General features: G+C 67.8%; 24 protein-coding genes and 3 pseudogenes. 12 read left to right on the top strand and 15 right to left on the bottom strand.

Features of this window, described 5'->3' with window-relative positions; translation table 11 throughout:
* Window positions 1–4 precede the first annotated feature (4 nt).
* A pseudogene (locus ACQEXA_RS53380) lies at window positions 5–535 on the top strand (transposase); the annotation flags it as partial.
* Between the two features lie 245 nt (window positions 536–780).
* Entirely contained in the window at window positions 781–2,097 is a 1,317-nt protein-coding gene (locus ACQEXA_RS53375; RefSeq protein ID WP_433133694.1) for an IS110 family transposase, read from the top strand.
* A 465-nt stretch (window positions 2,098–2,562) separates the two neighbouring features.
* Here the strand turns inward: ACQEXA_RS53375 and ACQEXA_RS53370 are convergent, their stop codons facing one another.
* Both ACQEXA_RS53370 and ACQEXA_RS53365 read right to left on the bottom strand, forming a co-directional pair.
* The gene (locus ACQEXA_RS53370) at window positions 2,563–2,688 is read right to left on the bottom strand and encodes a hypothetical protein (RefSeq protein ID WP_432921770.1); all 126 of its coding nucleotides are present in this window, start codon (window positions 2,686–2,688) and stop codon (window positions 2,563–2,565) included.
* 59 nt (window positions 2,689–2,747) lie between these two features.
* Window positions 2,748–3,215 (bottom strand): GNAT family N-acetyltransferase, encoded by a 468-nt coding sequence (locus ACQEXA_RS53365; RefSeq protein WP_432921773.1) that lies wholly within the window; start codon window positions 3,213–3,215, stop codon window positions 2,748–2,750.
* Window positions 3,216–3,557: 342 nt separating this feature from the next.
* On the opposite strand from ACQEXA_RS53365, the gene ACQEXA_RS53360 reads away from it, so the two are divergent.
* The 3 genes from ACQEXA_RS53360 to ACQEXA_RS53350 all read left to right on the top strand — a co-directional run bounded on the left by ACQEXA_RS53360 (window position 3,558) and on the right by ACQEXA_RS53350 (window position 6,084).
* Window positions 3,558–4,097, top strand: a complete 540-nt coding sequence (locus ACQEXA_RS53360; RefSeq protein ID WP_433133692.1) for a carbonic anhydrase — start codon at window positions 3,558–3,560, stop codon at window positions 4,095–4,097.
* A gap of 204 nt (window positions 4,098–4,301) precedes the next feature.
* Window positions 4,302–5,183 (top strand): NmrA family NAD(P)-binding protein, encoded by an 882-nt coding sequence (locus ACQEXA_RS53355; protein ID WP_432921779.1) that lies wholly within the window; start codon window positions 4,302–4,304, stop codon window positions 5,181–5,183.
* Between the two features lie 562 nt (window positions 5,184–5,745).
* The gene (locus ACQEXA_RS53350; protein WP_432921781.1) at window positions 5,746–6,084 is read left to right on the top strand and encodes a hypothetical protein; all 339 of its coding nucleotides are present in this window, start codon (window positions 5,746–5,748) and stop codon (window positions 6,082–6,084) included.
* A 158-nt stretch (window positions 6,085–6,242) separates the two neighbouring features.
* On the opposite strand, the gene ACQEXA_RS53345 is transcribed toward ACQEXA_RS53350, so the two are convergent.
* Window positions 6,243–6,914, bottom strand: coding sequence for an NADPH-dependent F420 reductase (locus tag ACQEXA_RS53345; protein ID WP_432921784.1), 672 nt, complete (start codon window positions 6,912–6,914; stop codon window positions 6,243–6,245).
* Entirely contained in the window at window positions 6,911–7,768 is an 858-nt protein-coding gene (locus ACQEXA_RS53340; protein WP_432921787.1) for a helix-turn-helix domain-containing protein, read from the bottom strand. Before ACQEXA_RS53340 ends, ACQEXA_RS53345 begins: the two co-directional genes overlap by 4 nt.
* 189 nt (window positions 7,769–7,957) lie before the next feature.
* On the opposite strand from ACQEXA_RS53340, the gene ACQEXA_RS53335 reads away from it, so the two are divergent.
* The 3 genes from ACQEXA_RS53335 (at window position 7,958) to ACQEXA_RS53325 (ending at window position 11,128) form a co-directional block, all read left to right on the top strand.
* Window positions 7,958–9,136 carry an MFS transporter gene (locus ACQEXA_RS53335; protein ID WP_432921790.1) on the top strand — a complete coding sequence of 393 codons (1,179 nt, stop codon included), beginning with the start codon at window positions 7,958–7,960 and terminating at the stop codon, window positions 9,134–9,136.
* Between the two features lie 183 nt (window positions 9,137–9,319).
* Window positions 9,320–10,552 (top strand): serine hydrolase domain-containing protein, encoded by a 1,233-nt coding sequence (locus ACQEXA_RS53330; protein WP_433133690.1) that lies wholly within the window; start codon window positions 9,320–9,322, stop codon window positions 10,550–10,552.
* 300 nt (window positions 10,553–10,852) lie between these two features.
* Window positions 10,853–11,128, top strand: a complete 276-nt coding sequence (locus tag ACQEXA_RS53325) for a hypothetical protein (protein WP_433134840.1) — start codon at window positions 10,853–10,855, stop codon at window positions 11,126–11,128.
* A 69-nt stretch (window positions 11,129–11,197) separates the two neighbouring features.
* Here the strand turns inward: ACQEXA_RS53325 and ACQEXA_RS53320 are convergent, their stop codons facing one another.
* From ACQEXA_RS53320 to ACQEXA_RS53300, 5 genes and pseudogenes are all read right to left on the bottom strand, one after another.
* Complete coding sequence (locus ACQEXA_RS53320) at window positions 11,198–11,590, bottom strand: ester cyclase (RefSeq protein WP_359412456.1); 393 nt, start codon at window positions 11,588–11,590, stop codon at window positions 11,198–11,200.
* Between the two features lie 355 nt (window positions 11,591–11,945).
* Window positions 11,946–12,314 (bottom strand): YczE/YyaS/YitT family protein, encoded by a 369-nt coding sequence (locus ACQEXA_RS53315; protein ID WP_432921799.1) that lies wholly within the window; start codon window positions 12,312–12,314, stop codon window positions 11,946–11,948.
* 110 nt (window positions 12,315–12,424) lie between these two features.
* Window positions 12,425–13,646, bottom strand: a pseudogene (locus ACQEXA_RS53310) (RNA-guided endonuclease InsQ/TnpB family protein).
* A 300-nt stretch (window positions 13,647–13,946) separates the two neighbouring features.
* On the bottom strand, window positions 13,947–14,237 hold the full coding sequence (locus tag ACQEXA_RS53305) for a hypothetical protein (protein ID WP_432921805.1): 291 nt from the start codon (window positions 14,235–14,237) through the stop codon (window positions 13,947–13,949).
* A 174-nt stretch (window positions 14,238–14,411) separates the two neighbouring features.
* The gene (locus ACQEXA_RS53300; protein WP_433134803.1) at window positions 14,412–15,359 is read right to left on the bottom strand and encodes an RNA-guided endonuclease InsQ/TnpB family protein; all 948 of its coding nucleotides are present in this window, start codon (window positions 15,357–15,359) and stop codon (window positions 14,412–14,414) included.
* Between ACQEXA_RS53300 and ACQEXA_RS53295 the strand changes: the two genes are divergently transcribed.
* Both ACQEXA_RS53295 and ACQEXA_RS53290 read left to right on the top strand, forming a co-directional pair.
* Window positions 15,309–15,614 carry a transposase gene (locus tag ACQEXA_RS53295; protein WP_432921475.1) on the top strand — a complete coding sequence of 102 codons (306 nt, stop codon included), beginning with the start codon at window positions 15,309–15,311 and terminating at the stop codon, window positions 15,612–15,614. The genes ACQEXA_RS53300 and ACQEXA_RS53295 overlap by 51 nt on opposite strands.
* A gap of 5 nt (window positions 15,615–15,619) precedes the next feature.
* Complete coding sequence (locus tag ACQEXA_RS53290; protein WP_433133688.1) at window positions 15,620–16,522, top strand: IS3 family transposase; 903 nt, start codon at window positions 15,620–15,622, stop codon at window positions 16,520–16,522.
* 32 nt (window positions 16,523–16,554) lie between these two features.
* On the opposite strand, the pseudogene ACQEXA_RS53285 reads toward ACQEXA_RS53290, so the two are convergent.
* Window positions 16,555–16,956: pseudogene (locus ACQEXA_RS53285) on the bottom strand (RNA-guided endonuclease TnpB family protein); the annotation flags it as partial.
* Between the two features lie 179 nt (window positions 16,957–17,135).
* On the opposite strand from ACQEXA_RS53285, the gene ACQEXA_RS53280 reads away from it, so the two are divergent.
* Window positions 17,136–17,258, top strand: coding sequence for a hypothetical protein (locus tag ACQEXA_RS53280; RefSeq protein WP_432921811.1), 123 nt, complete (start codon window positions 17,136–17,138; stop codon window positions 17,256–17,258).
* 145 nt (window positions 17,259–17,403) lie between these two features.
* On the opposite strand, the gene ACQEXA_RS53275 is transcribed toward ACQEXA_RS53280, so the two are convergent.
* From ACQEXA_RS53275 to ACQEXA_RS53260, 4 genes are all read right to left on the bottom strand, one after another.
* Window positions 17,404–18,018, bottom strand: coding sequence for a TetR/AcrR family transcriptional regulator (locus ACQEXA_RS53275; RefSeq protein WP_432921814.1), 615 nt, complete (start codon window positions 18,016–18,018; stop codon window positions 17,404–17,406).
* The gene (locus ACQEXA_RS53270; protein WP_432921817.1) at window positions 18,018–18,866 is read right to left on the bottom strand and encodes an oxidoreductase; all 849 of its coding nucleotides are present in this window, start codon (window positions 18,864–18,866) and stop codon (window positions 18,018–18,020) included. Before ACQEXA_RS53270 ends, ACQEXA_RS53275 begins: the two co-directional genes overlap by 1 nt.
* Window positions 18,867–18,965: 99 nt before the next feature.
* Entirely contained in the window at window positions 18,966–19,118 is a 153-nt protein-coding gene (locus ACQEXA_RS53265; RefSeq protein WP_432921820.1) for a hypothetical protein, read from the bottom strand.
* Window positions 19,119–19,413: 295 nt separating this feature from the next.
* Entirely contained in the window at window positions 19,414–19,944 is a 531-nt protein-coding gene (locus ACQEXA_RS53260) for a MarR family winged helix-turn-helix transcriptional regulator (protein ID WP_432921823.1), read from the bottom strand.
* Window positions 19,945–20,002: 58 nt separating this feature from the next.
* On the opposite strand from ACQEXA_RS53260, the gene ACQEXA_RS53255 reads away from it, so the two are divergent.
* Entirely contained in the window at window positions 20,003–20,947 is a 945-nt protein-coding gene (locus tag ACQEXA_RS53255) for an amidohydrolase family protein (RefSeq protein WP_432921826.1), read from the top strand.
* Window positions 20,948–21,751: 804 nt separating this feature from the next.
* On the opposite strand, the gene ACQEXA_RS53250 is transcribed toward ACQEXA_RS53255, so the two are convergent.
* The gene (locus ACQEXA_RS53250) at window positions 21,752–22,762 is read right to left on the bottom strand and encodes an LLM class flavin-dependent oxidoreductase (protein WP_432921829.1); all 1,011 of its coding nucleotides are present in this window, start codon (window positions 22,760–22,762) and stop codon (window positions 21,752–21,754) included.
* Window positions 22,763–22,839: the final 77 nt, after the last annotated feature.

Genomic DNA, 22,839 nt, shown 5'->3' with positions numbered 1-22,839 from the left:
AGCCCGCTCTCGCCCCGGCGCGGACCTCGCCGACCCGACCTGCGCAGTCCGCACCGCACTACGGCGCCTGGCCCGCCGCTACCAGCACCTCACCCAGGAGATAGCCGAGGCCGACGCCGAGCTCGGCCCCCTGGTCGCGCAAGCGGCTCCCGGGCTGGTGGATTTGATCGGTGTGGGTACCGAGACGGCCGCCCAACTCCTGATCACCGCAGGCGACAATCCCGACCGGCTGAAATCGGAAGCTTCCTTCGCCCACCTGTGCGGGGCGGCCCCCATCCCCGCCCGTTCCGGCCGGACCAACCGTCATCGCCTCAACCGCGGCGGCGACCGCCAGGCCAACCATGCCCTCCACACGATCGCCCTCGTGCGCATGCGCTACGACCCCCGCACCCGGCTCTACGTCGCGCGACGCACTGCCGAAGGCATGTCCAAGAAGGACATCTTCCGCTGCCTCAAGCGCTTCATCGCGCGAGAGGTCTACAAACATCTGACCAGCATGAATACCCCACAGCTACACCACCTACAGGCCACTTGACGATCTATAGGAGTCAGCCGTTCACCTGCGGATGACGCCTCGCGGACGTGAAAATCGGTCCAGGGGCTGTCCGCCGACGCCGCTTGATGTTTGGGCTGTGAGCCCGCATAGGAGTCTGGTGAGGGAGCCGTCCGAGGGGCCGCACACTGTCGCCTTGAGCACGCCGATCAGCTTCTCCGTTACCCCTCAAGGCTCCCCGGGCAGCGCCGCCCGGCCATCACATCAGGGGGTACATGGTGGAGGAGTTGAGAGAAGACCACGACGACGGAACGGTCGGGCGGGTCGCGGCGATCGACATCGCGAAGGCGTCAGGGATGGTCTGCCTGCGCGTCCCGCACGACACCATCGAGGGTCGGCGCGTCCAGCGGGTCTGGACGGTCGCCTCGACCACGAACACGATCCTGGAGCTCGGCGACCGCCTGATCTGCCAGGGCGTCGAGCGGGTCGTCATGGAAGCGACGGGTTCGTACTGGCGTCCGTTCTTCTACCTATTGGAGGCCCGCGGACTGGACTGCTGGCTGGTCAATGCGCGCGATGTGAAGAACGTCCCTGGGCGTCCGAAGACTGACAAGCTGGACGCGGTCTGGCTGGCCAAGCTCGCCGAACGCGGCATGGTCCGTGCCTCGTTCGTCCCGCCCAAGCCGGTCCGCCAGCTGCGGGATTTCACCCGCACCCGCACCGTGTTCGTCCAGGAGCGCACTCGCCACAAGCACCGGGTGGACAAGGCCCTCCAAGACGCGCAGATCAAACTGTCCGGCGTTGTCTCGGACCTTTTCGGCATGTCGGGACGGGCCATGCGCGACGCCCTGGTCGGCGGCGAACGCAACCCCCGCGCCCTGGCCGACCTCGCGAAGGGCAACCTGGTCAAGAAGAAGGCGGCCCTGGTTGAGGCTCTGACCGGGCAGTTCGAGGACCATCACGCACGGCTGCTAAGGGTGCTGCTGGGCACCGTCGACCACCTCACCGACCAGATCCAGGAACTCGACCGACTCATCGCCTGCACGCTGGAGGAGATCACCACTGCGTACGACGGCTCGGGAGAGGGACCGTCCACCGGTGGCGTGAACGCCCGCAACTTGGCCGAGAAGCTGGACGCGGTCCCTGGGATCGGGCCGGCGACCGCGCAGATCATCCTCGCCGAGATCGGTGCGGACATGAGCCGCTTCCCCACCCCTGAACACCTCGTCTCATGGGCGAAGCTGTGCCCCCGGACGATCCAGTCCGGGGCGAAGAGCACCACCGGCCCGGCCGGGCAGGGCAACCCCTGGCTGAAGGGGGCGTTGGGCGAGGCCGCCAACGCCGCCGCCCGCACCGACACCTTCCTCGGCGCCCGCTACCGGCGCATCGTCAAACGCCGCGGACACGCGAAAGCCCTGGTCGCCGTGGCCCGCTCGATACTCGTTATCACCTGGCACTTGATCAACGACCCGGACGCCTCCTACCAGGAGCTCGGCGCAGACTGGCACCAGCGCCATCTCAACCCTACCCGCAAGACCCGCGATCTCGTGCGCCAACTCCAGGCCCTCGGCCACCAGGTCACCCTCGAAGCCGCATCCACCTGACTCACCCACCCCGACATCCGGTCCGCAAGCGGCCCGGATGCTGCCGCCTGCCCTCCCGAAGCTCAATTTTCCGATCAGCTTCTGTGAGCTCAAGGCGGATGACCTGTACAGATGGCTCTACGTTCGTGATCGTTCGCCGGAGTCTGTAAATCTGCCGGCTCAGCCTTCCCAGGTTCGAATCCTGGCGCCGCCACACTCGGGAGTACCGGCCCCTGACCAGCAAGTTTGGTCAGGGGCCGGTCTCTTTTCTGACCCCTGCGATTATCCGCCGCTCCCCGTGGTTCCCCGCCTCTTCGGGCACGCAGCGGGCACGGTTGATCGTGACGACCTAGACCCGCCGCGTCCCGCGTTCGGTCACACTTGCCGGGCGCAGCATGACCTTGATCACGCAGGAGCTGCGCCAGTCTCGCACGCTCAGCGTTTCCCGGTGTCGCCAGGCGACCCCGGGCCCCTGCCTTACGCAGGTCAGCCTCGCGTCGTCCTGTCCGGCCACACCCGGATGACGCCGACCCAGGCCGCCTGAGCCTGCTCCACCATGTTGCCCGGGTTGCCCTTCCCCGTCGGCAGCACCCGGTCTGGAACAGACGCCATAGGCGATCAGGCACGAGACCTTCGACTATCTCCATGCCGATACAACGAAAGACCTCCTGTCATGCCACTGTGCGGGCGGGCCGATCCTGTTCGATGTAGCGCCGGAAGCCCTGAGCCAGGGCTTTGAAGCCGCACGACTCGTAGAAGGTGTGGACGTACTCGTCGTCGGCCGCCAGCAACTGCACCTTGTAGCAGTCAGCCGATTCACCCAGCCCGACAGCCGCCTCCATCAGCTGGCGTCCGACGCCACGTCGCTGAAAGGAGCTGGCAACGACCACGTTCTCCACGAACAGAATGGCCCGGCCGCCACGGGTAAGGTTCGGCAGGACTATGCAGTCCGCAGTTCCGACCACGACACCAGCGGCCTCGGCCACCAGGACGGTCCGTCCCTGCTGCCCGGACACGGCCGCCCATATTGCTTCGGCCGACCCCTGGGGCAGCGGCGCATCTTCGGGATTCAACTCGCCGTAAAGAGCTAGCAGCGATGACAGGTCCGGCTCGGCAGCCGACCGCACAGCGATCTTCATGCACCGAAGCCTAGAGCGGCCCAACGGCCCATGAGGGCTCCAATCAAGACGGCGTCTTGATGGCCGAGTTAACTGCCGGCACGCTGTGCACGTTGAGGCACGACGGACTGCCGCCGACACCCGCTTTAGGAGCGAGGTTGGGCGATCACGCGCATGACCTGCGGATTCCGTACCGTGGGCAGAGTCCGCCTGACTCACCTCTGCAGACCCCGATTCCCCGTGAGTCCCCGTCTGTTCTGGCACGAGAGCGGCATGGCTCCGGCTTCGCAGTGCTTGCACTCCACGAAATAGGAGCATATGCTCCTATGCGCTTGATCCCCGCAGCACCGTTGAGGAAACAAAATGATCAATACAGAGGATCTTGTCAGCCGGAACGCCGCGTTCGCCGCCCGTGGCGCGCATGAGGGCCTGCACATCCTGGGCAGCGGCAACCTGATGGTCATCGGGTGCGTCGACTCCCGTGTCGACCCGAGCCACGTGCTCGGGCTCGACCTCGGCGAGGTCACGGTGATCCGCAACGTGGGCAGACGCGTCAACCCGGCCGTGTTTCGCACCCTGCTCATGCTCGCGAAGGTCAGGGAGGCCCACTCCGGCGACCGCCCCGCAGGCACGCACATCGTGGTCATGCAGCACACCGATTGCGGCATCAGGGACATCGCGGCGTTCCCCGAAATGCTCGCGAACGACTTCGACATCCCCGTCGAGGCGGTGGACGGGAAAGCCGTCATGGACCCGGTCGCCGCCGTCCGGCTCGACGTCGGGGTCCTCAAGGAGGTGCTCAAGACCAGGATGCCCGCAGGCCTCGTGACAGGGCTTGTCTACGACGTCGAGACCGGACTGATCGAGGTCGTCGCCCCGACCACGGGGGCCGGGGAGGAATAGGCACCGGCTTCGCCCACCTCGCTTGATGCTCCAAATGCGAGTATTTGCTCATATCGGGCGTGACCGCAGGCCGTGATCACTCTGAGTGGTCGGCCGCGCCACGCCGACCTCCTGAACGGCGCCAACAGCTGACCCGCCCCGGCCAACAGCCCGGGGCAGCGCGGACGCCGCGCCCTCCTGTCCGCAACTCCACAAGGTGAAGAAATGATTTTGATAACCACCGCCAACGGTGCCACCGGCCGGCCGATGGTCGACTACCTGCTCAAGGACGGCTTCAGCGTCCGCGCCCTGGTCCGCAAGGACGATGCACGGGCACAGGAGCTGCGCGAGGCGGGCGCCGAGGTCGTCTTCGGTGACCTCCTCAACCTCCGTGACGTGCGAGCGGCCCTGGAGGGGGTCCAGCGTGCCTACTTCAACTATCCGGTAGCGGACGGCCTGGTGGAGGCCGCCGTCATGTTCGCGCAGACAGCGAAGGAGCAGAAGCTCGATCTCATCGTGAACATGTCGCATTTTCAGTCGCGTCCCATCGCGCGCAGCAAGACCACCCAGAACCACTGGCTGGCCGAGCAGGTCTTCGACTGGTCCGGCGTCCCGACCACCCACCTGCGGCCCACGGTTTTCGCGCAGTGGCTCCTCTACATCTCCGGGTTCATCCGCCGTGGCCGCTACGCGATGCCCTTCAACGGGGACAGCCGCGTCGCTCCGATCGCCGGCCGTGACGTCGCACTGACCGCCGCCAAGATCTTCGCCTCGCCCGAGAAGCACGCCGGCCAGACCTACAGGCTCACCGGCCCGGTGGAGTACAGCCACCAGGAGCTCGCGGCCGAGGTGAGCCGGGTACTGGGCAAGGACCTTCCCTTCGAGCAGATCACCGTGAGCACCTTCCTTGAGTCGATCGGTCTTTTGAACGACACCGCCAAGCTCAAGCACTTCGAGGCGATCATCATCGACCAGCAGGAGGGGCTGCTGGCAGGCGTCAGCGACGCGGCCCCGAGCATCACCGGCCAGCCGCTGGTGACGGTCGAGGAGTTCATCAACGAGCACCGCTCCGCGTTCGGGCTCGGCCCCGCCAAGTCGGCAAGCTGACCTCCCCCGACGGGCCCGGCCGGAGCATGCAGCTGCCCCTGATTCCCGCACGCATCGATGAGCAGCGCAGCATCACCGTGGGCCGGGCGGCCTCGAAAGCAGCGACAGAGCCCGGTCGGCCGCCTTGGCGCGCAGCCCGTCCGGCCTGTGTCCCGGCTGCGTGCGCCCGGACCCTTTCCCGGGTGCGGTCGTGCAGTCGCCAGTGAAGCCAGACGCCGCCCGCGGCATCATCGAACTCGTCCAGCTCGATCTCAACACCACCCCCTTATCGGACGGTTGAGGGCTCGGTGGCCCAAGTGATCGAGGGGCGTGAACACCTCTCTAGGAGCGAGGTTGGGCGAGTGGTGCTCTGAGCTGCGAACTGTCCACATGGGCCGACTGAGGGCCAGTCACCTGCCGGTCACCGTCGTTCCCCGACCGTCTGCGCGGCCTGCCCTGGAGAGACGTCCGCCTGGATCACATCGAGCGCACCCGGGCCCACCACCGCGTCGAGATCCGCCGCCTGAAGACCGCGGCCTTCGCCCAGCTCGACTATCCCGAAGCCCGCCAGGCCCTCCAAGTCGTGCGTTGGAGGAAGGACTTCACCAGCGGCAAGCTCACCATCGAGCACGTCTACCTGATCACCAGCCTGCCGCCCGGCATCGCGAGCGGCACCCAACTCGCCGCCTGGATCCGAGGCCACCGGAGGATCGAAAATCTTCTGCACCACGTCCGCGACCGCACCTTCCGCGAGGACGACTCCAAGATCCATGTCGGCCGGCTCCCCCGCGTCAGGGCCGGTCTGCGCAACCTCGCGATCAGCGTCCACCGCCAGGACGGCCACATCAACATCGTCGCCGCCCTACGCGAAACCGCCCGCCACTGGAACGGGCCCCTGACAGCCGTCGGACTCACCGGATGAACCCGGACAGAAGACGATCACGCAACAGACCCTGGCCAGCTGACCGTGCCTGTACTGCGTTCGCCCCTACCCGAACAGGGACGCTCTGCCTGGTTTCGTGCCACCCCACGCCGGGTCGATGCCGGCGGCGGAGTCACCGCGAAGCCGGCCGAGATCATTTACTGTTCCGGTCGCGGCCGGGTCGCTGCCTTCAGGTTGCGGACAAGTTCCTCGCGGCCCTGGCCCCCCTCCCTTGTACCATCGGCACGGCGCCACGCGGGGGTACCGGGGCCGAACCGCCAGGACTCGCTCAACGGGCCATTGTCGACGGTGTCGTACCCGAACTGGTCGTTGAGCCGGGTCACCAACTCGACCGCCTCGGGGAAGTCGCTCGAGACCGTCAGCGCCAGGCGGTCCGGGGCCCCGGCGGGCCGGCCCCTGTGCAACAGGATCGCGGCCCGGATGAGGGTGAACGCCGTGGCCACCTTCGATTTCGGCAGTTGCTCCTGCCGCAGCTCATGGACGGTCTTCTCCCCTGAATCGATCACGGGGAAATTGCCGTCGCGATAGATGGTGTAGTTGTTCGTGTCGAGCACGATCTTGCCGGCGAGTTCCTCGGCGGGCATGTTGTTGACGAGTTTGAGTGGCGCGGCGATGACGGCGAAGTCGCCGGCCGTGGCGGCCTGTGCGGCGGTCGCGGCACGTGCGGACGGTCCCAAGTCGGCGATGAGACGCGTGAGGGTTTCCGGGCCGCGCGAGTTCGCGATGACGACGGTGTATCCGTTGGCGATCGCCGCGCGGGCGATCTGGGATCCGACCTGGCCTGCTCCGATGATTCCGATCGTCGTCATGCGGGCCTGCCAGCCTCGTGCGAGGTGGCCGAGGAGGGCATGGCCGCAGAGGCCAGTAGCGACAGCTTGTCCGCGTCGCTGGATCCGGGTTCCGGGTGGAACACGACGAGCATCATGCCCTCGGCACCGGCGATGCTCATGCGCTCCCGGTTGAGGGCGAGGTCCCCGACCTGAGGGTGGTCGAAGCGGACGACACCCCCGGTCTGCCTCCGCACTTCATGCTTGGCCCAGAGCTGACGGAACCGAGGACTGGCCAGCGTGAGCTCTCCGGTGAGTTCGATGAAGCGGGGGTCGTCGATGTCTTTGCCGACGGCCTGCCGCAGGCCGGCCATAAGGCATTCCGTGGCGACCGTCCACTCCGGGTACAGCGCCTGTCCCGCTGGGTCGAGGAACATGTCCCGGAGCTGGTTGCCGCCGACGGCCAGACGGGGATCGATGGCTCGGGCCAGGGCGTTGGAGGCCAGAACGTCGAAGTACCGGTTCTCGATGAACGCGGGCTGGACGAGGGAAGCCAACAGCTTCAGCGCACCCGTCGGCGGAGTCTGTTGACGCGGCCGGCGTCTGCGCCGCCGGGGAACGTCCGTGACGAGCGTGAGCAGGTGGGTGAGGCCGTCGTCGTCGAGGTGCAGGACACGAGCGATCGACTCGAGCACTTGGGGTGACGGGTTGCGGTCCAGGCCCCGTTCCAGCCGCAGGTAGTAGTCCGCGCTGATGCCGGCGAGCATGGCCACTTCCTCCCGCCGCAGTCCCGGCACACGCCGTACACCGGTCTCGGGGATACCGGCTTGCTGCGGCGTCACCAAGTCGCGTCGGGCCCGCAGGTAGACCCCCAGAGCGTTGGTGGATTCGTTCATGCACCTGAGTCTAAGTCGCTGCGGCGGCATCAGAGGGGGCCCTGTCAGACCCCAGGCTCAAGGGGACTCTAGGTGCGCATCTTGGCTGTTCATAGCGTGTTCAGTGGCCCTTTCGGGCCGCTGAACGCCTGAAAGGACGCACATGACCGTCTCACTGATCGCCGGAGCGCGTACAGAGGTAGGGCACCGATGAGCGTATCGACCGGATCCGCCGTGACGTCGACCACCCGCGAGTCCTCGTCGTGGGCAGCTGTCGCCTCTTTGGGGCTGGGGATCTTCGCAATCATCATGTCGGAGTTCCTGCCTGCGAGTCTCCTCCCCCGCATGGCCGCCGGCCTCGGCGTCAAGTCGGGTGAAGCGGGACAAGCCGTCAGCGTCACCGCGTTCTCCGCCGCCCTGTCGGCTCTGCTGATCTCGGTGGTCCTGCCGCGCGCCGACCGGCGACGAGTCATGATCGGGCTGACGCTTCTGGCTGCCGTCTCGGACGTAATCGTCGCCTTCGCGCCCAACCTCGTCGTGCTCCTGTCCGCGCGGCTCCTGCTGGGCATCGCGCTCGGCGGGTTCTGGGCGATGGCGACCGCGATGGCCGCGCACCTGGTACACGCCGACCATATCGGCCGCGCACTGACCGTCATCAACTCCGGCGTCTCGGTCGCCACCATCGCCGCCGTACCGCTGGGCACATGGCTGGGCGAGATCTGGGGCTGGCGGGAAGTGTTCCTGCTCGGCGCCGCGGTCGCGGTCCTCGCGCTGCTCCTACAGGCGTCGGTACTCCCCCATATCGCGCCCACCGCGTCGAGCGGACTGCGAGCACTCGGGTCGGTGCTGCGCTCCCGCATCGTCCTCGCCGGCCTGTTCGCGATCCTGCTGATCTTCAGCGGCCACTTCAGCGGGTTCACCTACATTCGACCGGCCGCCGTGAGCCTGTCCGGGATCGATGGTGGTGGCTTCGCCGTGCTGCTGCTCGTGTTCGGCCTCGCTCTCTTCCTCGGCACGGCTCTCAGCGGCCCCCTGGCCGACCGTGCACCACGAGCGGGGATGCTCCTGTTCCCGGGAGTACTCGGCGCCGGGATGCTCCTCATGTTCGTTGCCGGCGGTTCGATCGCCGGCCTGTTCACCGCGGCAACGGTATGGGGTTTCGGATTCGGGGGTGTGCCGACCACGTTGATGAGCTGGGGATCCCGGACCCAGCCGACACAGCTGGAGCAGATCGGCGGGGTCCTTGTGACCGCCTCCAACATCGGCATCACCGTCGGCGCGGTCACCGGCGGCTTCCTCATCGACCTCGCCACAGACAGCACGCCACTGCTCATCGGCGGTCTTGCAGCGATCGCGGGCGCCGCACTGCTCTCGGCCCTGCGCCGGTAACGGACACCCTCATGGGCCACGCCTCGGTGTACAGGCACCGCTGGCCCCGTCCTGGTCGAGTCTCACCATCACTGACAGGTCTGCGCCGGCGCGCCCAAACCTGCCACCTGGACCAATCACCTCACCACCGGCCTCAGCCTGGTGGTGAGGCGATTATGAACGTCGAGAGGAGCCCTGATCGTAGTGCAGACCGAGATGGTGGACGGGGGACTCGGTGGCGATGTCGACGAGGGCTTCGGGCCGCTGGCCGACGAGTTCGCCCGCAACTTCACCGAACGTGGCGAGATCGGCGCCGCCTTCGCGGTCTACCAGGACGGCCGCAAGGCCGTTGACCTGTGGGGCGGTTACCGCGACGGGCATCAGCGCACCCCCTGGGCCGAGGACACCATAGTCACCGTCTACTCCAGTACCAAGGGAGTGGCGGGCTTGCTGATCGCTCGTGCCCGTGACCGCGGGCAAATCGACTACGACCGGCCGGTCGCGGACTACTGGCCCGAGTTCGCCGCACACAGCAAGTCCGCCATCACCATCCGACAACTGCTGGCCCACCAGGCGGGACTGTCCGCGCTGGCACGGCCGATCACCCTCGCCGAGCCACGCAACCCGAATCTGCTCGACGCGTTGCTGGCCGATGCCGTTCCGTTGTGGACGCCGGGCAACAGACACGGCTATCACGCCGCCACGATCGGATTCTACGAGGACGCCCTACTGCTGCGGGTCGACCCGCAGCACCGTTCGCTGAGCACGGTCCTGACCGAGGACGTGCGCCCACAGGGCGCCGAGTTCTACATCGGCGTGCGCGGCGACGTCAGTCGCGAGCGTATCGCGACCATCCACGGCTTCGACAACGCCGAGCTGACCGAGCACATCGACGAGATGCCGGCCGCATTCGTGGCAGCCTTGAACGACCCCACCACGTTGACCGGGCGGACGTTCACCACCAACCAGGCCACCGCCGGAGTGGAGGCAGTCAATCAGCCGGAGGTGCTCGCCCTGGAGCTGCCCAGCGGCAACGGGACCGGTCAGGTGCGATCGATCGCCGCCCTCTATGCGGACGCGCTGAACGGTGGTCCGCTGCTGAGGCTTACCCCCGGCACGCTCGACGAGCTCGCCGCCCCCGCCGTGGATCCCACCGAGGGACGCCGCGACCTCGTGCTGCACGTCGACACCAGGTACTCGCTCGGATTCTGGAAGCCCTTCCCCGCCTTCCGCTTCGGTAGCGACGATGGCCGGGCCTTCGGCTGTCCCGGCGCGGGCGGCTCATTCGCCTTCGCCGACCCCGCTACCGGAATCAGCTTCGCCTACGCGCCGAACCGTTCCGGCTTCCGTATCTGGGACGACCCGCGCGAGCTGGCTCTGCGCGACACTCTGTTCCGTACCGTGCTCGGTCAAGCTGACCAGCGGCCCCAGGCCTGACGCGGGCCGCGTCAGCGTCGCCGAGATGGCCGGTCACGTAGTTCACATAAATCGTCGCAGACTACGTCGAGGTCTGCGTCGCGGCAGCGGTCCGGGGCGAAGGTCGAGAAACGCGGAACGTAGAGTTCCCGGTCGACTGCAGCGAGGCCGCGCTTGCCGCGGTTCGCCGTCGACCAATTCGCTGCGGTCGCGGTCGAACACTCGGGGAGTGGACGCGATGGTGGGCGATCCCGCCGTAGCCGCCGTAGCGGATCGAGGTCTCGGCGAGGTCGAAGTCCGCGACCGTGGTGTCGGCGGTCGTTGCAGATCGACGAGCGGCATCGGCTGGGCGACCGCTCTCGCGCTGCGGCCGCCCAGCCGGTCGTCGCCGTGCCGGGAGGCGGCAAGCGTCTGGCCCCCCCGGGGGTAGCGGGTATCGCTCTGACCTCGGCCACCAAGGCCGCGCTCAAATCAATGACTCGCTGGCGCAACCCTGAAAAGAGCCGCTTCCAGCTCGTCGACGACCACCGGGACGCCTTCGAGGTGAAGCGGTACTGCGAGGTCCTGGGCCTGAACAGGTCCAGCTACCACAGGTAGCGGGCTGGCCGGTGAGGGCGCCGCGGCGCCCTGGGAGATCCCAGGGCGCCGCGCCGGTGGCTGCCTTGGTCAGGCGGCCAACTGCCGCAGCATGTCGGCCGAGTCGTGCAGCGACGTCATCTGTACGAACCGGCCGTCGCTGACCCTGTAGATGGCGTATTCGACGATCTCGAAGGAGGCGCCGGAGGGAGGAACGCCGAGCCACTCCTTCACCGGGGTGCCGGTGTTGGTCGCGCGCACGGCGATCCGGTCCCGGTCAAACAGCAGCTCCTTGACCTCCCAGTGGAGGTCCGGAACGGCGTCGATTTCGTGCGTCAGGACCGCGATGACGTCGTCGCGGGTGCCCGGGTCGCCGTTCAGCACGACGTCGTCGGCGATGAACTCGTCCAAGCCGCCGAGCTCGTGGGCGTTGAGCGCCGCCACGTAGCGCAGGTACCACTCCTTGAGGGCCGGGTCGGTCATCAGCTTCTCCTTTTGGGTCGTCGGTCCCACGAGGGGGCCGATGGAAAGCGGCGGGGACTGGTGCCCCGCTCAACTCACCACTGACATTAGGAACGGCGATGATGGCGGCCCAGAGTCCTCTCAAGCCGGGGGACTGGGAGGGCCAGGCTCGTCGCGCCGTGTGGACCTGGCCTCGATTCATGAGAGGTCGTTTTCTCCCGGCGTTCTATGCGCCGGAACTGAGGGGCAGGACCAGGCCGTTGCGGACGGTGTCAAAGTCGCACCGGAGATTGAGGCGAAGGACGCCAGTGGGGCCAGTGTCCTGCTCGGCGTCGACGATCCACTCCTCGAGTCGGTCGCCGCCGGCCGCCGCCGGTCACCCCTCAGTGGGCAGAGTCAGTCTTGGCAGGGCGTAGCCGACCAGTGGCCCGATGCCTGCAGCGAAGACCACGGTGGCCAGGCCCACGTTGCCGCCCAGCAGCCAGCCGACGATGAGCACCGTCACCTCGATTCCCGCCCGGGCGGCGATGAGTGGCACCGCGCGTTGCGTCAGCCCTGTCATCAGCCCGTCGCGCGGTCCGGGCCCCCACCCGACCCCGACATACAGTGCTGTGGCGACGGCGACGCCAACCACGGACATCGCCAGGAACAGCACGCGCACGCCCCAAGAGTCCGGTGTGGGGATCCAGGCGATCCCCAGATCCAGAAACGGGCCCACCAGCAACGCGTTCGCGGCCGTGCCCACGCGGGGCGCTGGCGCAGTGGGCCCCACAGGGCCAGGAGTGCCATTGAAGGCTCCCCTCCTTGAAGGGAGGGGATTCTCCACCCTCCAGGGCTGATGTGGGGATTCACGGCTCAGGCCGCCACCTGAGCCGGCGGCTCAGGTGGTCTTACGCCCTCGGCACCGTCCGGGTTCCAACCTGCCCGGACCAGCATCACGCGGGCGGAGTTCTTGTCCCTGGGCGAGACGGCTCCGCACACGGTGCAGGCATAGGTTCTCATCGAGAGAGGTAGTGCGTGCTTGGTTCTCGCTCCGCACTGCGCACAGTCCATCGTGGTGTGCGCCGGGTGCACGAGACGGACGTCCCGTGCGTGCTTGCGCCCCATCTCGACCAGAGCGCGTTTGGTGGCGGCGATGGCGGCATCGGCCGCCTTGCGGGCCATCGTGGTTTTCGCGAGGAACTTCGGGCGGAAGTCCTCCACCGCCACCCCGTCATGATCACGCATCACGGACTTGGCCCACTTGCGGCCGGTGTCCTCCCGCTGCCGCGCGACCTTCTTGTGCAACTTCGCGGCCTGTGCCTGCGCCTTCCGGTAGCCCTTGGATGCGGGCCGGCCCTTCGGACGCCGGCACCGGGCCATCATCCGCTGGTAGCGGGCGAGCCCCTGCGCGGCCCGCTTGCCGTGCTCGGCATGCGGGAGATCGTAGGCGTCATCCGTGGTGGTGGCCGTCTCCTTCACACCCCAGTCCACCCCGAGCACCCGCCCCGTGAGGGCAAGCGGTTCGGTCCGCGCAGGGGCGACGAAGGACACATACCAGTGCCCGAGCGTGTCCTGGTACACGCGCACACTCGACGGGTCGGCCGGAAGAGCCCGCGACCACACCACGCTCAGCACGATCTGGCCCGCAAGGTGCAGACGACCGTCCTTCAGACGGAAACCCCGCCGGGTGTAGTTCAGGCTCGGGCGGCTGTCCCGCTTGCGCTTGAAGCGGGGCATCCCGGCCCGGCGGTGCACCGGAAGCCGGTCCTTGATGTCCTTCAGCGCCTTCGCCCGCGACTTGGCGAAGTCCCGAATCACCTGCTGCTGCGGCACCGAGGCACCCTCGGCCAGCCACGGCGTCAACCCGACGCGCCTCGGTCAGCATCCTGTCGAGCTGCGCCGGACCACACGTCAGCTTCTCTCCGGACTCCTTGCTCTGCTGGTGGACCTGCTTGGACTTGGCGACGCATTCATTCCAGAGCCACCGGCAGCGGTCCCACTCCGCTTCAAGTGCGCGCCGCGCGGTAGCCGACAGGCGCACACGGAAGGAGTACCGGGCATGCCCGGCCCCCTCCGTGGTCGCGTCTGTCGTCATGCATCCGAACCTACCCGGGGGGACTGACAGTTGAGGCCTCTTGATCGCCACGGGCTTGCTCACCTCGTCGCGGGTGGACGGTCTTTCGCCCTGGAGGCGAAACCCCTATTTCCTGTCCTGCTCCGCAGGAGTCCGATTCCTCCCCGGCCTGAAGGCCGGGGCATCCTCGGAGGAACCCGGTGAAATGATGATGGTGGTCTGGCCCAGGGAGAACCCGGTGACCGGCGAGAGACCCTGAGTGAACACCGTCCACGGATCGGCGCCGAAGTCGGCTTTCACCAGCATGGCGAGGCTCATCCCTTACAGGGCCACGCCCAATGCGAGCCGCATCGATCGCTGCCCTGGGCGGTCCTTAAGACTGGTCATGGCGCCGGGGGCAGCCGTGAGGAGCGCCGCTGCGGCGTGCGCGGCAGCTGCCATGGCTTCGCTTGCCTGGCCGGGTCCGTGTACGAGGACCCGTGCGGTGACTCCGCCGATCAGCAGCAGCAGTTGCGAGGCGAGTTCGCCCGGTGCGTCGCACTTGGCTTCCTCGCACAGGCCATGCAGTACGTCCAGCAACCACTGCTTCTCGGCCCGTACGGCAGCGGTCACTGCATCGTCTGCGGCGGATTCGGCGGCCGCGTTGAGGAAGGCGCAGCCGCGGTGACTGGAGTGCTCGTACCAGGATTTGAAGGCTCCCCCGTCTGAAGGCGGGGGGTTCCCGTCCGGCCTTGCGGCCGGACGCCCCTTGCGGGGCGCCTTGGGGCGTGTGTGGGGATTCCAGGCTCAGGCAGCCTTCCGGGCCGGCGGCCCGGAAGGTCTTACGCCCTCAGCACCTGCCGGGCACCAACCCGCCCGGACCAGCATCACGAACGCGGAATCCTTGTCCCGAGGGCGCACGGCTCCGCATCGCGTGCAGGTATACGTTCGTTCCCAGAGAGGCAGCGCGTGCTTGGTTCTCGCTCCGCAGTCTGCGCACTCCATCGTGGTGTACGCGGGATGCACCAGGCGCACACCCCGCCCATGCTTGCGGCCCATCTCGATCAGGGCGCGCTTGGCTTGCGAGATAGCGGCGTCGGCCGCCTTCTCGGCCATGGCGGTCTTCGCAAGGAACTTCGGGCGGAAGTCTTCCACCGCGATCCGGTCATGGCCGCAGACCACGGACTTGGCCCACTTGCGGCCAGTGTCCTGACGCTGCCCGGCGACCTTGGCGTACGCCTTCGCGCGCAGCTTCTTCGCCTCGCGGTAGCCCTTCGAGGCGGCCTGCCCCTTGGCCGGTCGGCGTCGGGCCATCATCCGGTCATAGCGCGAGAGCTTCGCCTGGGCCTTCTTCCCGTGCTGGGCGTGGGGAAGGCCGTAATCGTCGCTCGTGGTGGTCGCACTCTCCTTGACGCCCCAGTCGATCCCGATCACGCGGCCGGTCTCCGGCAGGTGCTCAGTGGTGGCGGCGGTCACGAAGGACGCATACCAATGCCCGATACTGTCGCGGTACCCGCGCACCGAGGACGGCGCCTTGGGCAGCCGGCGCGACCACACCACCCTCAGCACGATCCCGCCCGCCAGGTGCAGGCGCCCGTCCTTGAGACAAAACCCACGCCGGGTGTAGTTCAACGACTGAAGTTCCCCCGCTGAGCTGGACAGCCTGATACTGGGACGGTTGGGTCCCAGAGGAAGCAGTCCAGGTTGAGTGGCAAGAGCAACATGAGCAAGCGGTACACGCCCGAGTTCAAGCAGGACGCGGTGGAGCTGGTTCGCTCCTCCGGTCGGAACGTGACCGAGGTCGCCCGGGAGCTCGGCGTGAGTGCCGAGGGGCTGCGCGGCTGGGTCAAGCAGGCGAAGGTCGACCGCGGCGAGGGGCCCGCTGGCGCGCTGACCAGTGATGAGCGGGACGAGCTGCGGCGGTTGCGTCGTGAGGCCGCCGAGCTGAAGAAGGCGAACGAGATCCTGGTAAAAGCAGCGGCCTTCTTCGCGAAGGAGATCGTGAAGTAGGCGAGGTGTGCCTCTTCATCGATGCGGAGAAGGCCACCGAGGGCAACCCCGATGGCTACAGCGTTGCGCTGCTGTGCCGTGTACTGAAGGTCTCGCGCGCCACGTACTACTTCTGGCTGGCAAGTCGGCCGGCCGTCGCCGAGCGGCAGCGCGCCGAGGACGAACTCGCTGAGGAGATACGGGAGATCCACGGGAAGTCGCGTGGTGCCTACGGCGCCCCGCGCGTGCACGCCGCGCTGCGGCGCAAGGGCCATGCGATCAACCGGAAGAAGGTTGAACGGATCATGCGGGAGCGCGATATCCGAGGCGTGACCCGCCGCAAGCGCCGGTACCTGACGAAGCAGGACACCAAGGCCGCCCCGGCCCCGGACCTGGTCGGCCGCGACTTCACCGCCGCCGAACCCGGCACGAAGCTCGTCGGGGACATTACGTATCTGGCGACGATCGAGGGCTGGTGGTACCTGGCGACGGTCATCGACCTGGCGACACGCGAGGTGATCGGGTACGCGATGGCCGATCACCACCGCGCTGAACTGGTTACCGACGCGCTGGAGATGGCCGCCGGGCGCGGCCAGTTGCAGCCCGGCTGCATCATGCACACCGACCGCGGCAGCGAGTACACGAGTAGCGAATTCTGCCGGAAAATAAGGAAGTTGAACCTGAGGCAGAGTATGGGGAGAACCGGCATATGCTACGATAACGCCGCAGCCGAGAGCTTTTTCGGTTTGCTCAAAGCGGAGATCGGCACGACCGTCTGGGAGAGCCGCGAGGCGGCTCGCGCCGACGTCTTCCGCTTCATCGAAGTCGAATACAACCGCACCAGGCTCCGCAAACACCCCGAGTTCGGGTACCTCACCCCACTCGAAACCCGAGCCAGGCTGCAGCACGACTTCACCCCCGCAGCGTAAGCATCCGCTGTCCAAGATCAGGGGGGAACTTCAGACGGATCGGCCTCCCGCTTCTTCTTCCAGCGGGGCATCCCCGCACGCTGCCGCATCGGCAGCCGGGCCTTGATGTCCCCCAGCCCTTTCGCCCGCGATGTCGCGAAGTCGCGTACGACCTGCTGCTGCGGCACACTCGCGCCCCGCGCGAGCCACGACGTCACCCGACGCGCCCCGGTCAGCATCTTGTCCAGCTGCGCTGGACCACACGTCAGCTTGTCCCCGGAACGCACCTTGTTGTGCAGGTACACGGCCTTGGACCTGGCCACGCACTCGTTCCAAATCCAACGGCACCGGTCCCACTCCGCTTCGAGCGCAGCCCGCGCGCCGGCGGACACACGAAGACGATACGTGTACCGGGCATGCCCCGCATCCCCATCCGTCATCGCGTCCGTCGCCATGAACCCGAATCCATCCGGGAGGACCGACAGTTGAGAGCTCCTGATCAAAGCGGGCCTGCTCACCCCGCCCCGTGGTCGACGGCCAATCACCCCGGCGGCGATTGCCCTTTCCCCGCCCTGCTCCGCAGGAGCCCGATTCCTCCCCGACCTGAAGGCCGGGGAGGAATCGGAGGAACCCGGTGAATCCCTACGGCCGGTTCGAGCTGGACATGAACAGACGCCTCGACCTGGACCTGACGGCCCGGGACGCCGTGCCCGGGCCGCGCGCCCCCCAGGGCAGACCGGCGGCGGCCCTGGGGTGAAGAGCTGGGCTCCGATCGCCTACGAACAGCATCTGGTCACCAGTACCCTCGCCGCATAACGACACGAATAGGTGTCCGCTTCACGGGGGCAAGGCCCGACCCGAACTTCATGGTTCCGCGCCTTACTGCGTCCATGGCGGATACCTCAGGTGATCAGACCGGCGCTGGTCAGCCAGATGTGTTCGCAGGTCGAAGATGCCTTTTGCAACTCCTCGCGGGACTCTTGCGAGGCGTGGTAGAAGGTCCGCTCGATCATCCAGCACAGGGCGCGTGCCATCGCTGTGGCCTGTTCTGGTTCGGTGCCGGCCTGGATGCCGGCGCGTTCCAGGACGGCGGTGATGGCCGTGATGAACAAGTCGGCCGTGTGGTTCCACAGTTCGCCGATCTCCGGCACGGTCAACGACAGGTCGATCGCTGTGCGCATGACCAGGCCGTGTTCGTTCCACAGCTCGACCGTGCGCTGCATGGCTGCTGCGATGGCCTGGCGTGGCTCGTCGGTCTGCGCGGTGGCCCGGGACCGCTCCCACAGGTGCTCGACGGTCCGGGCCACGAGCGCCGTGACCACTTCTTGCTTGGAGCCGAAGTAGAAGTAGAGAGCGCCACGTGTGATGCCGGCGCCCTGCGCGATGTCGCCAACGGTCATGGCGTCGTAGCCCTGTTGCGCTAGCAGAGCTTCGCAGGTGTCGAGGATGGCCCGCTCCCGGACATCACCCTTGCGTTCGGTGGTGCGTCGGCTCCGCGCGGGGTGGTGGCCGGGCATCAGAGCTGAGCGCCCTCGGCGAAGTCGGTGGTACGGGAGAGGGGCTCCCATGCGCGGATGTCCTCGTCCACGGCCGTGCGGGCGGCGGTGACCAGTCGCAGCGCGTCCGAGCCCAGGACGAGGTGGGCCGGCGGCTGGTCGACCGACGCGATGTGCACGAGGGCGTCGCCGGCTTTGGCCGGATTGCCCAGCTGATTGCCGCTGGCCTTCTGGCGCGCTTCGCGGATGGGGGTGAACAGCTCGTCGTAGTCGTCGACGGTCCGTGCGGCACGTGTCATGGACCGTCCGGCCCAGTCGGTGCGGAAGGAACCGGGCTCGATCGCCGTCACGTGGATTCCGAACTGCGCGACTTCCTTGCCCAGTGCCTCGAGGATGCCTTCCAGGGCGAACTTGCTGCCGCAGTAGGCGGACATGCCGGGCACGGCCATGAGCCCGCCCATGGAGGTGACGGCCATCAGGTGTCCGCGGCGGCGCTGGCGCATGTGGGGCAGCGCCGCCTGCAGGGTGGCCACTGCACCGAACACGTTGACTTCGAACTGCCGTCGCACATCGGCCAGCGGGGTTTCCTCGAAGGTGCCCTCCAGGCCGTAGCCCGCGTTGGCGACAACGACATCCAGGGGGCCGACGCTCTGCTCCACCTCCGTGATGACACTCGAGACGGCGGCGTCGTCGGTCACATCCAGGATGCGGCCGTGCGCGTCCCCGGGCTTGAGCCCTTCGAAGGCCCGCAGGTCCTCCTCGGAGCGGACCGTGCCGACGACGGTGTGCCCGGCGGTCAGGGCGGCTTGGGCGAAGGCACGTCCAAGGCCCGTGCTGACGCCGGTGACGAGCCACTTCTGCTGCTGCACTGCTCCTCCAGAGAGGTCTCGCGAGGAGCCGGGTCGCTCCTCCAGCAAAAGTCTACACAGTGTCGATTTTTATCGTTACCACGTCGATTCTGGTAGTGCTCACGGGATGGAGTCCTGAAGGTCATCGGCGTGCCGCGCATCGCCCGGATCGGCGCCGTCGGGGCCCAGCAGCCAGGCCGTCGACCAGAGCCGCACCCCGATCATCACAGGGGCACCCAGCGAGGCCTGAGAGAAGATGCGGGGCTTGACCACCGGCAAGCTGCCATTCGCCTGTCGTCAAACGAACGAATGACGACAGGCGCGGCGGGCGCCCAATGGACCCGGGTATTGGGCGACTCGGAACGACACGAGGGTGATGTGGAAGCCGGGCGTGAAGGCCATCTGCTGCCGGGCGGGCAACAGTTGGGACGGATCGCCGCACTCCGCGCCGGGTGCTCGCCGCTCGGGCATTCGAGGCCAACACCGCCCTGCTCGCCCTGCTGACGGGCCAACTGGCCCCGGCCGTCATCCGTCGTCTCGACACGGGGCGGTTGGACATCGGGCTGCGTCAGTGCTGCGCGGCCTCCCCTTCGGCCGGCCGGGGGACGGTGTCGCCGATGACGCCGGCGAGGCGCTCGAGCTGCGCGGCGAGTTCGCGGCGTTCCTGAGGGGTGAAGTGCGACAGCGCCTTGGACTGGCGCGCCCGCAGTTCCGCCCGCATCGACGCGAGCCGGTCGGCGCCGTCCTCGGTGAGGCGGATGAGGACCTGACGCTCGTCGTGCGGGGAGCGCTGCCGCGTGACCACGCCCACCGCTTCGAGCTGCTTGAGCATGCGGGTGGCGGTGGGGACGCTGACCTCGGCGGTGACGGCGAGCCTGCCGACCGGTAGGCCCTCACTCCGAGCGTCCGCAGCGAGGGGCTCCAGCAGGGTGAGCTGCGCCATGGAGAGCCCTGCCCCGGAGCGGCCCATCGTGGCCGCCCGAGAGCGGCGCATGGCATAGAACAGCCGGTCGGCGGCCTGCGCCAGCTCCGGGATGCCCGCCTCGTCTCCGGCTGAGTCCTGGAGGTCGTTCTCTTCGTGCTTGCTCGACTCTCGCATGACTGTTAGCTTACTAAGAGACTTCGTTAGCAAGCTAAACTTTAGGAGGCTTGGAGTCGTGGATTTCCCCGCACGCATCGATGTTCACCAGCACATCGTCCCGCCGGTCTGGGCCGACACCCTGGCCGCGCGCGGCCTGAACTCCGGCGGCTGGGCCATCCCCGCCTGGAGCCCGCAGAGCGCGATCGCGATGATGGACCAGCAGGGCATCGCCACCGGCGTCATGTCCGTCACCTCGCCCGGCGTCCACCTCGGCGACGACGCGGCCGCCCGCGATCTGGCCCGCGCCGTCAATGAGCAGGGCGCCGAGGTCGTCAAGGACAATCCGGACCGGTTCGGTCACTTCGCCAGCATCCCCCTGCCCGACGTCGACGCTGCCGTCGCCGAGGCCGTCCATGCCCTCGACGTCCTCGGGGCCGACGGCGTTGTCCTGATGTCCAACGCCCACGGCAAGTACCTCGGCGACCCGGACTTCGAGCCCCTGTGGGCCGAGCTGGACCGCCGCGCCGCGAACGTCTTCGTCCACCCCGCGCAGCCGCCGATGACACTGCTGCCCGGCACTCCCGCCCCGCTCGCGGACTACGTCTTCGACACTACCCGCACCGCCCTGAACATGGTGCTGAACGGCGTCATGGACCGGTACCGCGACGTGCAGGTGATCCTCTCCCACGGCGGCGGCTTCCTGCCGTATGCCGCCTACCGCATCTCCGGCCTGACCTCCACCGTCGTGGACCGGGACCGCAAGGCGGACGACATTCTGCGCGACCTGAAGCGGTTCTACTTCGACACCGCCCTGTCCGCGAGCCCCTCCGCCCTGCCGGCCCTGCTCGCCTTCGCCGAACCCGGCCACGTCCTCTACGGCAGCGACTGGCCCTTCGCCCCGCAGGAGGCCGGCACCTACTACAACGACTTCCTGGAGACCTACCCCGACTTCACCACGGGCCAGGCCGAAGCCATCGACCGCGGCAACGCCGAGGCACTCTTCCCCCGCCTCGCCCGCTAATCGCCCCGTCCTCGCGCACGCGCCACATCAGCGCAGTGCCACGATGCCCCGCACCGACGGTGCGGGGCATCGGCGCGGCGCACGGGCCGGAGCGGCGTTTGGTGCACCCGCCCGTGTCAGGACAGGCGCGTGAAGTCCTCTGTGGCGAGCGTGAGGTCGGGCCGGCGGGCCATGCGACCGGCGAGGCGCAGGCCCTCGAACGCCTGCGGGCTCAAGCCTGCCGGAACAGGCCGGTGGGGAAGGTGAAGGTGCCGGGGTGGACTCGGTCGAGCTCGCGGCGGACGGTCGGCCAGGTCGCGCCGGCGGTGTCTCGAAGATGCAGACCAGGAGGAGGGCACCGGCCGTGATCGGGGTGCGGCATGTGATGCGCAGTCTCACGTTGTGTCCTTTTGGGTAAACGGTGCGAGGCAGGGCCGGTCTACGTCTCCGCACTTCCGCCCGCGCAACGGCCCGATGAGACGCAGAAGCGCTTTTGCTTTGACTGGCTTTCAGGTGCTTGCGCAGTGTGTTGCTGGACGGCGCCATGACGTCCCTGGAGTCTTCCCCTCACCAGATAGGCGACGGTCTCTCATGGCTGCCACCGGGTTCAGGCGCTGTCACCACGTTCAGCCGGCAGGATTCGGAGTACAGAGCAGCATCGCAGCCAAGTCGCTGGTGGCTTCGCACACGGCCGCCTGGCTCCTCCGGGAGCTGCCGTCGCGCAGTCGGTCATGGAACGAACGCGGTTCCCGTTCGCCTACCGCCAGCCAGAGCCGGTACGGGTGGGGCCGATGGGGCGTGGTAACGCCAGCATGCGCTCATTCTCTACGGCAGGTGCGGGGCGATATGGTCGGCGATTGTCTGGAGGATGCGCGTGTTGTAGTCGACGCCGAGTTGGTTCGGGATGGTCAGGAGGAGGGTGTCCGCGGCGGCGACGGCCGCGTCGGCGGCGAGTTCCTTCGCGATGACGTCTGGCGGGCCGATGTAGCTGCGGCCGAACCGGGATATCGCTCCGTTGAGGATTCCGACCTGGTCGCGGTTGTTCGCTGTGCGGCCGTCCCCGAAGTACAGGCGGTCCTCGTCACTGGTGATGGGCAGGACACTGCGGCTGACGGACACGCGCGGGGTGTGTTTGTGGCCCGCCGAGTGCCATGTCTCGCGGTAGATGTCGATCTGCTCGCGCTGGAGTTCGTCGAAGGGCGTTCCGGTGTCCTCGGACAGCAGTGTGCTGCTCATGAGGTTCATGCCCTGCTCGGCAGTCCAGACGGCGCTTGCGCGCGTCGAGGAGCCCCACCAGATGCGTTCGGCGAGGCCCGGCGAGTGGGGTTCAACTGGAAGTCCGATGGAAGGGCCTGCGGCCGGGTCGGTCGATGCGATGGGGTGTCCGGCGATGGCGAGGCGGAACTGGGCGGTGTAATTGCGCGCCATGTCGGCGTCGCTCGTCCCCTCTGCGGGGACGTGCCCGAATGCCTCGTATCCGCGGAGCGCCACCTCCTGTGATCCGCGGCTGAGTCCCAGTTGCAGTCGTCCTCCGCTGATGAGGTCTGCCGCCGCGGCTTGCTCGGCCATGGCGTAGGGGCTCTCGTAGCGCATGTCGATGACGGCCGTGCCGATCTCGATCCGGTGTGTGCGTGCGGCGATGGCGGCGAGCAAGGGAAAGGGGGTGGACGCTTGGCGGGCGAAATGGTGTACGCGCACGCCCGCCATGCCGATCCCGATCTCCTCGGCGGCGATCGCCAGCTCGATGGTCTGAGTCAACGCGTCGCGGGCGGTGCGGGTGTGTGAGCCCGGTACGGGCTGGTAGTGGCCGAAGGAAAGGAAACCGAGAGTCTTCATCGTGGTGTCCCGTGGTTGTTTTGGGTTGCAGAGGACCGGCGCCCTCGCCGTGTGTCTGGTGGGTTGACGGTGAGGGC

Origin of the sequence: Streptomyces sp. CA-106110 (assembly GCF_050936285.1) — a bacterium.
Lineage (GTDB): Bacteria > Actinomycetota > Actinomycetes > Streptomycetales > Streptomycetaceae > Streptomyces.
This window is presented reverse-complemented; position numbering and strand designations above follow the sequence as displayed.

Bases quoted from the DNA above. Each gene is read 5' to 3' on its own strand.
- ACQEXA_RS53370 (WP_432921770.1), bottom strand. From the start codon at position 2,688: ATGGCGTCTGTTCCAGACCGGGTGCTGCCGACGGGGAAGGGCAACCCG.
- ACQEXA_RS53365 (WP_432921773.1), bottom strand. From the start codon at position 3,215: ATGAAGATCGCTGTGCGGTCGGCTGCCGAGCCGGACCTGTCATCGCTG.
- ACQEXA_RS53360 (WP_433133692.1), top strand. From the start codon at position 3,558: ATGATCAATACAGAGGATCTTGTCAGCCGGAACGCCGCGTTCGCCGCC.
- ACQEXA_RS53355 (WP_432921779.1), top strand. From the start codon at position 4,302: ATGATTTTGATAACCACCGCCAACGGTGCCACCGGCCGGCCGATGGTC.
- ACQEXA_RS53345 (WP_432921784.1), bottom strand. From the start codon at position 6,914: ATGACGACGATCGGAATCATCGGAGCAGGCCAGGTCGGATCCCAGATC.
- ACQEXA_RS53340 (WP_432921787.1), bottom strand. From the start codon at position 7,768: ATGAACGAATCCACCAACGCTCTGGGGGTCTACCTGCGGGCCCGACGC.
- ACQEXA_RS53335 (WP_432921790.1), top strand. From the start codon at position 7,958: ATGAGCGTATCGACCGGATCCGCCGTGACGTCGACCACCCGCGAGTCC.
- ACQEXA_RS53320 (WP_359412456.1), bottom strand. From the start codon at position 11,590: ATGACCGACCCGGCCCTCAAGGAGTGGTACCTGCGCTACGTGGCGGCG.
- ACQEXA_RS53275 (WP_432921814.1), bottom strand. From the start codon at position 18,018: ATGCCCGGCCACCACCCCGCGCGGAGCCGACGCACCACCGAACGCAAG.
- ACQEXA_RS53260 (WP_432921823.1), bottom strand. From the start codon at position 19,944: ATGCGAGAGTCGAGCAAGCACGAAGAGAACGACCTCCAGGACTCAGCC.
- ACQEXA_RS53250 (WP_432921829.1), bottom strand. From the start codon at position 22,762: ATGAAGACTCTCGGTTTCCTTTCCTTCGGCCACTACCAGCCCGTACCG.